We start from the raw sequence: 12,487 nt of genomic DNA on the forward strand, positions 1-12,487 counted from the left end.
CCGATTTGCACTACTGCAATCCGATCCATCATCCCTGTAGCTCGCTTTCGGCGCTGAGTTCGGATGGCAAGCCACCGTCACAAAGGACAAGCACATCTTGAGAACCCCGTAGCGCGTGTACGACATTCACGGCCGGGAACCGTAACACCTGCGGGTAGTCAACCTCGCCGAGACTCTCATCAATTTCGTAAGCCAGATCCTCCCCGTTCAAGGAGAAGGTGGTACTCACGCCCGGTCTATTACCTCTGGGATCCAAGCGATGCCACGAGCCGTACAAATAGACAGCAACGAGGCCGTGCAGAACATGCCCACCGGCATTGTGAAGCCTCTGATAGCACAGTCCTGAAGGTATGCCTTGGCTACGAAGCAAGGCTACTAAAAGGTGCGATTTCGCGTAGCAAAGCCCTACGCGTTCTCGGAGAACTTCCGTGGATGACAAAGTAACCAACGGGTTCAGAGCGTCAATAGAGTGCTCCACGTTGTCACGCACCCAGTCGAACGCTGCCTTGGCAAACTCTTCGTCACTTCCATGGACTGTCCTAAGTTCGGAGGAAAGTGCACATATCTCCGGGTCTCCGCTTTCGATAACTGGATCAGCCCCGAGATACTGCTGCGGAACGCCAACTTTGAGTGCAATGGACACGTTCTGCTCCAATCCCAACGCCGATATGCACCGATGTGTCACAACTCATCGACCATAACGGAAAAGGGAAGTAATCAGGGCATATCCAAACTTGCGGGCTTCACAATCGAGCACCGACGAGTAAGTGGGCGTATATTTCGTCGGCCGTTTGTGGTTCAAAATGGCCGAAATTTGCTACGCAGTTACGGGCGTCCGACTCCCCGAATTTCGACTTCACGCTCGCGTTTGCATACCTCACGGCAAAGCCCGAGGCACTATAGCAATTCGGAGCTGAGTATTACCGAGCAGTTGCGATATTCGGCATCAGCCACGTGCACCTACTGCGCGTGGAAGAAGTGAACAATCAAGTTGGAAAGATTCACTGCTGAGAGAAGTCGGTCCGTTGGTAGTCGAGTTGGGGTCCATTGGAGCAGGACCAGGTCGCGAGATTTGAACGTGATGGTACGGCACGACCACTTTGTTTAACTCGGTCATCAACGAGTACGGCTAAGGCTTTCGAGTCGCGCAGCCAGCGCGGCAGTCTCCTCTGGATCGGACAACACGCCGGATTCGACGACTGCGCGCATCGCCTCAATGTCGTCGTAGAACGCCCGGAAAACCGTCGGCACATCGATCCCATGGTCGGGACGGGACAGGACGGTAATCGCGTCGCCAGCCTTGACCACCCCGGGCCGCTCGATCGACAGATACGCGCCCGACAGGCCGTGGGCGACGAATCGCTTGAGCCAGCCGGCTTCGCCCATATGCATACGGAAGGTACCGCATGGGATTCGCGGCCCTTCGACCCGGAGCACTACCTGCTCGCCCACCTGCCAGCGTTCGCCGATCAGCGCATGGTCGGTATCGAGGCCTACGGTGGTGAGGTTCTCGCCGAACATGCCGTCATCTAGCCGACGGCCGAGCTCACTACCCCACCAGTCAAGTTCTTCACGCGCGACCGCGTACACGGCCTGGTTGTCACCACCGTGATGCTGCCGATCGCCGATGAAGTCCCCCACGACGCCGCTACCAAGTCCACCGTGCTTCGGGCCCGGCGGTCGCAGTTCAATTTGATCCACTGGCTGCTTGTGGATGCCGGTCGGAGTGTTCTTTGCACGGTTCGGCCGGCTCGTACCGACATTCACCGAGACAATATGCGCCACGCTAATTTCCCCTCATAAAATCTGACGTCCACCACAGACCACAGGAAACTGCCTCATCTTCGGGTGCCATCGAGCTCACGGGAGGCTTTACACTCCAATCGTAAGGGCCTCTCACCCCAAATGCGCCTGCCTGCTGCTCCAGCGGGCCTGCAAACCCGTGCCACAAAGTGCTTAGGTGCAGTCATTCGGAATTGATTGTCGCCAACTACAGTCCAGTTGGCTCAGCATTGCGCTGGGGCCGCAGCTTCGCTGCAGTTAACAACGAACCCGGTCAGTTGCCCTGCGAGCGCCAAGGAGACCGCCGCCTTGATACCGCTAGTCACAACTCCTACGTCAGCGATTATTGCAGCTTCCCCACCGCGGACGCTTCCACCTAGCTCCTCAGAAAGTAACCGGTCACCTGCGACGCTCGTACAAAACAAAACGACACCATTCAGAAAACTAAGTCAACAATGCGACTACTCTGGCTTTCACAGCTGAAGTCGGGGCTTTGAGAATCATAGGAACCACACCTTGAGGCGGTATTGGACCAAGTACTGGTACGGAGCAGGATCAGGACCTGAGCCGGAGCAGACCTGCCTGTGTCGGTCGAAATCCGCACGCGTCCAGATAGAAAGTCTCGAGGTCTGGCTCAAAGTCGACGTGGAGCCACTTGCAGCCGAGCGACCGCGCTGCCTCGACCGCGACTTCTATCAAACGCCGTCCGACACCTTCTCCCTGACGTGCCGGCAGCACTGCCGTGTCGAGAACGAATGCGTGCTCACCGCCGTCACCGATCACGTTAACGAATCCGATAAGCCCAGTTTCATCTTCGGCGGTCACCCAGCATAGGCTGTGCTGCCTCAGGCGGGCAGTCCATGAAACGACTGTCGTCAAGCCCGAACTGAACGCCCTATGATGGAGGGCCGAAAGGGCCCGATCATCTACCGCGGGCGAAACCCGATATTCCACCATCATTATGCGCTCCGTATCAGTGCGATCGTGTCAGTTTGGTCGCCGAGGTGTTCCGCAGCCTGGTCGATGTCGCAAGGGCACCTCAGGTTGCTCAAGAGTTCTACTACAGTGCTGGGACCCAACATCACTCGCACCGCAGAGTCTGATATGGTCTCGGTTCTCGGCATAAGGAACTCATCGGGGCAAATCAGCGCGCATCTGTCAGTGGGCGTCAACGTTCTCCCCATATTCCGTCCCTTGGTCCTAGCGCCACACTCTCGAATCCGGGACACATGAGCGAAATTGCCATCGTACGGCCGCTTCAAGGTACTTCGAGCGTGATCACATATCCACTAAGTGCAGCGGTGATCTGTTCACCGTAGACAGTGAGGTCTGGCTCTGTCCCCGCAGGCTGCGTATCAGCATCTGGGACCGCCGCGACCGGCACTAGTCGACTCGTCCCTTCAACGGCCGTGCCCTCTGCCTCCCCCGGCGCGGTGTTGCCAAAACTAACGATGGCACCGTTGCCCATGGAATGGATCGGCGGATCTTGTGTAGTCCGAGGCGTTACTACCCACTTCGTATCGCTGATTACCCCGTCGAGTGCGACTATGCGACCGCGTCGAACGACCATGTCGTCATCGTGGCGCGTCTCCACTCCCGTCAAGGACGCTGACAACACCGAAGCAAGTTCGGCGCGCATTATCCCGGCGTAGTCGGACTCATATTGCACCTCCAGCTCTACGTCATCACCAACGTGAAGCGGCGTACCGCAACACCCCCATTCCCATGCCGCGGTGTAATAACGTTCGCGCATCAGGCCGCCCTCACATCCACTGGCAAGATCTCGGCACCAACCGATTCTAAGTCGTTCCGGATGGTGCCGGCTTTTGAAGTTTTTATTTGGTCATGCCCGATCTTTGAGACTTTCTGGTTGCCAGCACCGGTAGGTCCAACGAGCATCGGCGGAGTATTGCTGACCTGCTCGCATAGCTCTCGAAGGCGATATTCCCCAACCACTTCAGGCACATATGTCATATACGTTCCGGCTAGCCCCTGATCTGCAGAACACTTCTCCACTTGTTCTGCTAGACCCAACCCCGTGGAGTGCACTCCTCATTCAACGAACCAACATGACGGTCAAGCCAATCATCCGCCACTTACATGCGTTCGTGGGACCGGCGCGCCCAATAACTCGACATATCGATGGCCACGCGTCTGCAGTCGCGAGGTTCGGGGTCGACAGTGAACAGCATTCGCAACTCAAACATCGCTCGCGGCTCAGGAGCAATCTACCCGCGATTTTGCTGTCGGGACGCCTGCTACTTTGTCGACAAGAAGTGCTCCGAATGACGGGGTTTAACCCCGCAAGACCCGACGCGCAGCATCAATCTGCACCCACCAGACGTCGGTTCAGGACGCACCTTTCTGTCCGCAATTCACCAACTCTACGCATATCACCGTTGTTTTATACCGTGCATGGTCTGTACTTGAGATCAGATACAACTGCGCCCCGGCCGTCGATAACGACCGGGGCGCAATGCACTCAAATCATGGGTGTTAGACGTTGAAGCGGAACTCTGTCACGTCGCCGTCGCGCATGATGTAGTCCTTGCCTTCGATGCGGGCCTTACCCGCAGCCTTGGCATTGGCGACCGAACCGGCCTCCACCAGATCGTCGAAGGCCACAACTTCGGCCTTGATGAAGCCGCGCTGGAAGTCGGTGTGGATCACGCCGGCGGCCTCCGGGGCGGTGGCGCCCTTGCGGATGGTCCAGGCGCGAGTTTCCTTCGGGCCGGCGGTCAGGTAGGTCTGCAGACCCAGGGTGTCGAAGCCGACGCGGGCCAGCTTATCCAAGCCCGACTCTTCAATCCCGGCGTCGGCCAGCATCTCCGCGGCCTCGTCCTCTTCCAGCTCGGCCAGCTCGGCCTCGAACTGTGCGTCGAGGAAGATCGCCTCGGCCGGGGCGACCATCTGCGCTAGCTTGCTCTTCATCTCTTCGTCGGCCAGCCCGGCCTCATCGGTGTTGAACACGTAGATGAACGGCTTGGTGGTCATCAGCTGCATGGGGGCCAGCTCGGCCAGATCCACGCCCGCCGCGGCACCGGCGGCGTACAGGGTCTTACCTTCTTCCAGCACGGCCTGGGCGGCCTTGACGGTGTCGAGGAAGGACTTCTCGATCTTCTTGCTGCGCAGTTCCTTCTCGAGGCGCGGCAGCTGGTTCTCAATGGTCTGCAGATCGGCGAGGATCAGCTCGGTGGCGATGGTTTCAATATCGGATTCCGGGTCCACCTTGCCGTTGACGTGGATTACGTCATCGTTCACGAAGGCGCGGGTGACCTGGCAGATCGCGTCGGCCTCGCGGATGTTGGCAAGGAACTTGTTGCCCAGCCCTTCACCCTCGGAGGCGCCCTTGACGATGCCGGCGATATCCACGAAAGACACCGTGGCGGGCAGGATGCGCTCGGAACCGAAGATCCCGGCCAGCACCTTCAAGCGCTCGTCGGGCAACGGTACGACACCCACGTTGGGTTCGATGGTTGCGAAGGGATAGTTGGCCGCCAGCACCTGGGCACGGGTCAGCGCGTTGAACATGGTGGACTTGCCGACATTGGGCAGCCCGACGATTCCGATAGTTAAAGCCACGGGAAAGAATTCTACCTTTATTTCGCAGGGTCTAGTGGTACAGCGTGTTGCTTAGCGGGAGGCGGGGCTGGCACCGCGGCCGCCCAGGGCGCGGGCGTCGTCCCCGTTTTCCTTCAGCTTCCCGCGGATTTCCTTGGGCAACGAGAAGATGATGTCTTCTTCGGCAGTGGTGACCTCGGCGACATCCGTGAAGCCGTACTCGGCCAGCAGGTCGATGACCTCGCGCACGAGTACCTCGGGCACCGAGGCACCGGAGGTCACGCCGACGGTGGACACGCCCTCGAACCAGCTCTCGTCGACCTCATTGGCGAAGTCCACCCGGTAGGCGGCCTTCGCGCCATGATCCAAGGAGACCTCAACCAGACGCACCGAATTGGAGGAGTTCGCCGAACCCACGACGATGACCAGGTCGGCCTGCGGGGCAATCTGCTTGATCGCGGCCTGTCGGTTGGTGGTGGCGTAGCAGATGTCGTCGCTGGGCGGATCCTGCAAGTTCGGGAAGCGCTCGCGCAGGCGGCGCACCGTCTCCATGGTTTCGTCCACGCTCAACGTGGTCTGCGAGAGCCAGATCAGCTTGTCGGGGTTCTTCACCTGGACGGTGTCGGCCTCTTCCGGGTTGTTCACCACGGTGGTGTGCTCCGGTGCCTCACCATAGGTGCCCTCGACCTCCTCATGGCCCTCGTGGCCGATGAGCAGGATTTCGTAGTCGTTCTTCGCGAAGCGCACGGCCTCACGGTGCACCTTGGTGACCAGCGGGCAGGTGGCGTCGATGGTCTGCAGGCCGCGTTCCTCGGCGCTGTTGACGACCGCCGGGGAGACACCGTGCGCGGAGAACACCACCAGGGCGCCCTCGGGTACCTCGTCGGTTTCCTCCACGAAGATCGCGCCGCGCGACTCCAGCTCGGAGACCACATGCAGGTTGTGCACGATCTGCTTGCGCACATAAACCGGCGGGCCATAGTGCTCCAGGGCCTTCTCCACGGCCACCACGGCCCGGTCCACGCCGGCGCAATAACCACGCGGCGCAGCGAGCAGCACCTTACGCTCGGTCACCTGCGGGGAAGCAGCCAAAATTTCGGCGGGGGTGCGACGCACGCGCGGAATGCGCGGGGTCGGCAACGAAACCGGGACGGATGTGGAAGTAGCCATACTTCTAGTCTACGAACCCCGTGCAAGTTAGCACATGCTCATATGGCCTATCCCACCGCGATAAGCCTTGTGAGCTTCGACGCGCCCGGGCCGAAGGCATCTAAGAACGCGCTCCGGGAGCGATCAACAGGGCAGGGTGCTGGGCAACAGCTCGGGGGTGGTCACCACCGCCCCGGTTCCGTCGCTACCGCGGTAGGCACGGCACAGGTTCACCCCACGGCTGGATAGGTTCGCCTTGATTTGGCGCAACGCATCGGCCGAGAATCCATACCACTGCATGTGCATCAGCACCGTGTCACCGGGCTGTGCCGCCGAGGCTCGCGCCACGGTAATGGACTTGGATTTCACCTCCCAGTCCCGGGTGTCCCGCGACCAAGTCCAAATGGCCATGCCCTTGCTGTCGTAACCGCACAGCACACTGCCGTCGATGGCGCCGTAGGGCGGACGCCCGAAATTGGTATGGACACCACTACCGCCGAGCTGCGCTCCGGCCTCGCGACAACTGAGCGGACGCAGATCCGGGTGACTAATCGAATGGTTGATCACCCATTGTCCCCGCGCCCGGGCGTAACTGGCCAGATTCACCCCGTACCGGGATGTGAATGATGCTAGGCAGTCTCCGGTGGGCGCGAGCACCAACCCGATGCTGTGGTCCCGGGCGTAGTTGATCGTGCTTTGGAAGTTCGTCAGCGAACTTGGGCAATCGTCGTAGGTCAGCACCACCCGTGAAGTACGGTTCGGGCCGGTCGACCGCGGGGCCGAGGGTGGCTTGGGATAGCTGGTCAGGTAATTGTGACTCACCCAGCCAATGTGCCCGGCGTAGCTCACCTCGTACCATCCATTGCTGGCACGCTCGTAGGCCGAGACCGTCGTTCCCTTGGGGATGGTCACCAGGATGCGGTAACTGGTGGACGCACCGCTTCGCAGATTCAGGCTGTCCAGTGTGCGCACGGTGGCTGGAACGGTGTAGTAGTCACTCACCCAGCCGGTGTGTCCGCCGTAGGACACCTTGTACCAGCCGTTGGAGGCCCTGCCGTACACCGGAACGGCGGTACCCTTCGGGATGCTGATCAGGATGCGGTAGGCGGTGGACGAGCCACTACGCAGATTCAAGTTCGCCGTGGTGCGAACCTTTGCCGGTAAGTCGATGGCCGCGGCCAGCACCGCGACGGACACGGCCGCTGGCACTACGGCGGGGCTTGCCACCGACGCCACCGGTGGAACCGCGGAAATGGCTAGACCCACGCTGAGCGCCCCGGCTCCCAGCGTCCGAATGAACGCACCTCGCCCCACGAACCGTTTCATAATTGCTACGCCCCTTGCTCAGACGCCTCCCCTCAGGCGTCATACTGCACCTAGTGTGCGCTCGGAAGCCCCACCGGACAATGGCTAAAGCCACGTGTTACCCAATCGTTGGAAATACTCGGGCAACCATGTCATCGAGCGGCAAACTACCGGCGCGGCGCGGACTAAAACGTGACCGTCCGGTGATGCTGGGGCCGCAAAGTTCACGATTCGCCCGTTATGTTGTTGACAGTCCCTAAAAGAGGATCATAGGGACTGTCGGCCCCATGCGATAGTCTCGCTTGTGCGCCAATGGCACGGCCGGCCGTACCGCGCCACGGCCCGGCAGGAGAGGACAGATGCCACACGAAGCCCCGCAGACCGTTCCCGCGACCGCCGCAGAAACCAGCGCCGACAACCCTTGGCCGCTGCGCCTGCTCTCGGAAAAACTCAAGGTCCACATCGAAAACTCCCCCACCAGCTGGATCGAGGGACAGTTACTCGAGGTCAACGTGCGCAACGGCCACGCCTACCTGACCCTGCGCGATGTCGACGCCGATTGTTCCTTCTCAGTCACCATCTGGTCCTCGGTCATGCGCCGCCTCGACTCCAAACCGGAGGTGGGCTCCCGAGTAGTGGCTCAGGTCAAACCCAGCTTCTACGCGAAAACCGGGCGACTCTCGCTCAACGCCTCGGATCTTCGCCCGGTGGGACTGGGCGAATTGTTGGTGCGTCTGGAACGGCTACGCCAGTCGCTCGGCGCCGAGGGGCTCTTCGCCCCCGGGCATAAGAAGCCGCTGCCGGTACTACCGTCAGTGATCGGGCTGATCACCGGTCGGGATTCCGACGCCGAAAAGGACGTGATTCGCAACGCGACGCTGCGCTGGCCCGCGGTGCGCTTCCGCGTGGTGAACACCGCCGTGCAGGGTGTCGACGCCGTGGCCCAGGTCAGTGCCGCACTACGGGAACTTGATGCGGACCCCGAGGTCGAGGTGATTGTCATCGCCCGCGGCGGCGGGGCGCTCGAAGACCTGCTGCCCTTCTCCAACGAGGATCTGGTGCGGGCCGTCTTCGCCGCCACCACCCCGGTGGTCTCCGCCATTGGACATGAGGCGGACCGGCCCATCCTCGATGACGTGGCAGACCTGCGGGCCTCGACTCCCACCGACGCGGCCAAACGCATCGTGCCGGATCTTCAGGAAGAGTTCGCGCTCTTGGAGCAGGCCCGTTACCGGTTGGATCGTGCCGTGAACCTGCTCCTAGAACGAGAACGGCAGAATATTGCGGCGCTACGGGCACGCCCGGTGCTCGCCAACCCTCAAACCATGGTGATCACCCGCGCCGAGGAGCTACAACGTTGGCGGGAACGCTCGACCGACCTGATGCGCCACCGGGTGCAACGGGCCACGGATCAAATCTCGCACCTACGCGCGCAAATGCGGGCACTCTCCCCGCAGCAAACCTTGGACCGCGGCTACTCGGTCACCCAACGCAGTGACGGACAGATTGTGCGTGCCAGCAGCGAAGTCGCCGCGGGCGAAGAACTGGCCGTCCTGCTCGCCGCCGGACGACTATCCGTCACCGTCGAGAACATCAGCAACCCATCGGAAGGCAAAAACTAATGTCGGAACGCGCAATCCCCGAAGATATCGCCAAACTCTCTTATGAGCAGGCCCGCGAAGAGCTGGTCTCCGTGGTCACCCAGCTAGAAACCGGCGGGGCTCCGTTGGAGGCCTCGCTGGCGCTCTGGGAGCGCGGCGAAGCGCTGGCCGCGCACTGCGAGAACTGGCTCGGTGGTGTCTCCGAACGCCTCGAGCAGGCGCGTAGCCGCTCCACAGAAACCTCGGGCTAGGTCCGCGCTTCGTTACAAGGAGCCGCTGGCGACACTCTGTGTGCCTCAGCGACCTCGGAGCCGACCCGACGCAGATGCTCTAGCACGGTTCGCACCGCCAGGCGTTCGGCACGATCGGCACGCATCACCGCGCTGATATGACGTCTGGAAGGTACCCCACGCAATTCCTTCAGGAGCAGACCCGCGCCGGGCACCGTCGTGAATCGCGGAAGGATTGCCAGCAATTCGTCGGCCGCAACGAGCGACTCGATCAGCCGGTTGTCTCTAATGCGTTGCCTGATATCCAAGTCCGTGCCACTGACTCCTCGTACCGAGGCAAGCACGGTATCAAAGGGGTAGCCTTTGGGGACTCCGATCCACGCGTACTGCGCCACCTGTTCGGGGACCACCCAGGGTTCTCCGGCGAGCGGATGCCCCGCGCCCATGGCCACATCGAGTGGCTCCTGGCATATTGGCACGACCACTTCACCCGTGGTTCCCGCCGGTCGAACGCCGGTCAAACTATGCGCAACCACAATGTCGTTGTCGGCGCACAGCGCCGCGAATTCCACTTCGGCAACGTCATAATCCGCCACCTTGATGGTGAGATCGGTGCCCGCCACGGAGGCGAGCACTCTCGGCAGCAGAAAGGTTGCCGCGCTGGGCAATGAGGCAATACGCACGGTTCCGGAGGGTCGACCGACGAAGGAATCCCATTGAGCCTGAACTCGTTCGAGACTTGCGGCAACGTCGGCTCCGCCTTGGGCAAGCAATTTTCCTGCTGCCGTAAGCCTTAGGCCCCGTCCGTGCGGTTCGACGAGGGCCATGCCGAATTCACGCTGAGCGCTCTTGAGTTGCTGGGAAACGGCGGATGGGGTTCGAAAAGTTGCCTTCGCAACCTCGGTGACGCTTCCCCTCCCCGCTAACTCGCGCAGAAGATCCAGATGACGGATATCCATGTAGTTAGGCTACAAGATAAGTTCAGAAATACTTGCTTGTCCTTAACTATTTTGGCGCTCATGATGGGCATATGCCACCTCGTCATCAGCTTCTGGCCATGCTCGTCGCGCTCCTGTGGGGCCTGAATTTCCTCGCGATCGACGCCTCACTTAGTGTCTTCCCGCCATTGTTTCTCGTCGCTTTGCGGTTCGCTCTGATCGCATTGCCCACGCTCTTATTCATACCTCGCCCTACGGTACGCTGGCGCTGGCTCATCGGCTACGGGGTGGGCTTTGGCACCCTTCAATTCCTGTTCCTCTACTGGGGCATGGTCATTGGAATGCCGGTGGGACTGGCCTCACTGGTGTTGCAAGCCTCGGCCCCCTTTACCGTGTTGCTCGGTGCAATTTTCCTGCACGAGCGGCTCAGCGGTCGAGCCGTCATCGGGATTGTGCTCGCAGTAGCCGGCCTATGCGTCGTCGGGTGGCAACGCTGGGAAACGGCCGGGTTGCTACCCTTCCTGCTGACTCTCGCGGGGGCCTTCGGCTGGGCGCTGGGCAACCTTGCCAATCGGCAGGCTCGAGCCGAGAATCCGCTGCACTTTACGCTCTGGATGTCCATCGTTCCGCCTGTACCAATGTTTATCCTCTCCCTCGGCGTCGAGGGCCCTGAACGAATACTCGAGTCCTTCGCGAATCTGCATAGTCCTAGCGGGGCCGCTGCGATACTTGGGTTGGCCTACACCGTGCTGATCGGCACGATCGTGGGCTCAGGTCTCTTCAGCTGGCTCATGGCCAGACACCCGGCGACCGTCGTCGCTCCATTCTCGCTGTTGGTACCGGTCGTCGGAATGAGTGCAGCGTGGTTACTCTTGGGCGAAGGCGTTACGTCGATGGAACTGGCCGGCGCGGCGCTAACCGTAATGGGCGTGTTGCTGGGAACAGCCCGAGCACCACGACAAGTCATTACCTGGACGCGGCGAACTCGCCAGCGAGTGGCTACGGGCTCAGTGGCTCTAACGGAAACAATTCCACCGGAAGAGTGCACAACGCCGAGACGCTAGCGGGTGGCCTCTAGCCGACGCCTTTCGGCTTCGATATCTAGGGTGGTCGCCGGCCACTGCGGGTCGATGTCCTTGAGCGTGCGGAGCAGGAGCTCGGCGACGCACAGCCTTGCCAGCCACTTGTGATCGGCCGGGACCACATACCAGCCGCCCGCCTGATGATCGGTGCGGGACAGCACGTCCTGATAGACCGCCTGATACTCGTCCCAAAGTAGCCGGTCGACGATGTCATCGGGCGCGTACTTCCAGTGCTTATCCGGGCGTTCCAGGCGCTCGGATAGCCTCTGGTATTGTTCGTCGCGGCTAATGTGCAGCATAACTTTCACCACTCGCACGCCGTCGCCCGCGAGCCGTCGTTCAAAGTCAAGAATCCGCGGGAAGCGCGACTCGATGACCTCTTCGCTGCTGAGCTTCTGGACGCGGTGAATAAGCACATCCTCGTAATGCGAACGGTCAAAGACTCCGACCATGCCGTGGCCCGGAAGTTGCTTTTCCACGCGCCACAAAAAGTTGTGCACCCGCTCCTGAGCGGTCGGAGCCTTGAAGGCGTGGTGTGCCACCCCCTGCGGGTCGAAAAAACCCACCACGTGACGCACGATGCCACCCTTGCCGGAGGTATCCATCCCCTGCAGGATCAAGAGCACCGAATCCTCGGCACCACCCTGCGCCGCGGCAAAAAGCCGTTCTTGGTACTCCCCTAGTTCGGCGCCGATTTCTTCGAGCCGGGCCGCGGCGGACTTCTTCGAATCCGGGGCGTCCTTCGGCCACCAGGTGGGCACCGAGGTGGCCCGTTCGGCGAGCCGAAGGTCCGCCCCGGCACGTAGCCGGTCAACCAACAGGTCGGATAGCTGGTTCAT

At 61.0% G+C, this 12,487-nt stretch carries 12 protein-coding genes and 1 pseudogene; 3 read left to right on the forward strand and 10 right to left on the reverse strand.

Going from position 1 to position 12,487, the window contains the following annotated elements; all coding sequences use genetic code 11:
* Window positions 1-28: 28 nt before the first annotated feature.
* From ACJD00_RS11055 to ACJD00_RS11090, 8 genes and pseudogenes are all read right to left on the reverse strand, one after another.
* Window positions 29-229: a hypothetical protein gene (locus ACJD00_RS11055; protein WP_418909352.1), complete on the reverse strand. Its 201-nt coding sequence runs from the start codon at window positions 227-229 to the stop codon at window positions 29-31.
* Between the two features lie 30 nt (window positions 230-259).
* A pseudogene (locus ACJD00_RS11060) lies at window positions 260-685 on the reverse strand (transglutaminase-like domain-containing protein); the annotation flags it as partial.
* Between the two features lie 431 nt (window positions 686-1,116).
* The gene (locus ACJD00_RS11065; protein ID WP_418907047.1) at window positions 1,117-1,785 is read right to left on the reverse strand and encodes an MOSC domain-containing protein; all 669 of its coding nucleotides are present in this window, start codon (window positions 1,783-1,785) and stop codon (window positions 1,117-1,119) included.
* Between the two features lie 552 nt (window positions 1,786-2,337).
* Window positions 2,338-2,742 (reverse strand): GNAT family N-acetyltransferase, encoded by a 405-nt coding sequence (locus tag ACJD00_RS11070; RefSeq protein ID WP_418907048.1) that lies wholly within the window; start codon window positions 2,740-2,742, stop codon window positions 2,338-2,340.
* Between the two features lie 298 nt (window positions 2,743-3,040).
* A complete protein-coding gene (locus ACJD00_RS11075; RefSeq protein ID WP_418907049.1) occupies window positions 3,041-3,535 on the reverse strand; it encodes a DUF6578 domain-containing protein in 495 nt (164 codons plus the stop codon).
* A gap of 743 nt (window positions 3,536-4,278) precedes the next feature.
* Window positions 4,279-5,364 (reverse strand): redox-regulated ATPase YchF, encoded by a 1,086-nt coding sequence (gene ychF / locus ACJD00_RS11080; protein ID WP_418907050.1) that lies wholly within the window; start codon window positions 5,362-5,364, stop codon window positions 4,279-4,281.
* Between the two features lie 51 nt (window positions 5,365-5,415).
* Window positions 5,416-6,513, reverse strand: a complete 1,098-nt coding sequence (locus ACJD00_RS11085; RefSeq protein WP_309406344.1) for a 4-hydroxy-3-methylbut-2-enyl diphosphate reductase — start codon at window positions 6,511-6,513, stop codon at window positions 5,416-5,418.
* A 123-nt stretch (window positions 6,514-6,636) separates the two neighbouring features.
* On the reverse strand, window positions 6,637-7,818 hold the full coding sequence (locus ACJD00_RS11090; protein ID WP_418907051.1) for an SH3 domain-containing protein: 1,182 nt from the start codon (window positions 7,816-7,818) through the stop codon (window positions 6,637-6,639).
* 338 nt (window positions 7,819-8,156) lie between these two features.
* Here ACJD00_RS11090 and xseA point away from each other — a divergent pair, with 338 nt between their 5' ends.
* Complete coding sequence (gene xseA, locus ACJD00_RS11095) at window positions 8,157-9,419, forward strand: exodeoxyribonuclease VII large subunit (protein WP_418907052.1); 1,263 nt, start codon at window positions 8,157-8,159, stop codon at window positions 9,417-9,419.
* Window positions 9,419-9,649 carry an exodeoxyribonuclease VII small subunit gene (locus ACJD00_RS11100; protein WP_418907053.1) on the forward strand — a complete coding sequence of 77 codons (231 nt, stop codon included), beginning with the start codon at window positions 9,419-9,421 and terminating at the stop codon, window positions 9,647-9,649. The genes xseA and ACJD00_RS11100 overlap by 1 nt, the downstream gene beginning before the upstream one ends.
* Here ACJD00_RS11100 and ACJD00_RS11105 read toward each other — a convergent pair.
* Window positions 9,646-10,587: a LysR family transcriptional regulator gene (locus ACJD00_RS11105; protein WP_418907054.1), complete on the reverse strand. Its 942-nt coding sequence runs from the start codon at window positions 10,585-10,587 to the stop codon at window positions 9,646-9,648. The two genes, ACJD00_RS11100 and ACJD00_RS11105, sit on opposite strands and share 4 nt — an antisense overlap.
* A gap of 71 nt (window positions 10,588-10,658) precedes the next feature.
* Between ACJD00_RS11105 and ACJD00_RS11110 the strand changes: the two genes are divergently transcribed.
* A complete protein-coding gene (locus tag ACJD00_RS11110; protein ID WP_418907055.1) occupies window positions 10,659-11,630 on the forward strand; it encodes an EamA family transporter in 972 nt (323 codons plus the stop codon).
* Here ACJD00_RS11110 and ACJD00_RS11115 read toward each other — a convergent pair.
* Complete coding sequence (locus tag ACJD00_RS11115) at window positions 11,627-12,487, reverse strand: PPK2 family polyphosphate kinase (RefSeq protein ID WP_418907056.1); 861 nt, start codon at window positions 12,485-12,487, stop codon at window positions 11,627-11,629. The two genes, ACJD00_RS11110 and ACJD00_RS11115, sit on opposite strands and share 4 nt — an antisense overlap.

Origin of the sequence: Glutamicibacter endophyticus (assembly GCF_048457885.1) — a bacterium.
GTDB lineage: Bacteria > Actinomycetota > Actinomycetes > Actinomycetales > Micrococcaceae > Glutamicibacter > Glutamicibacter endophyticus.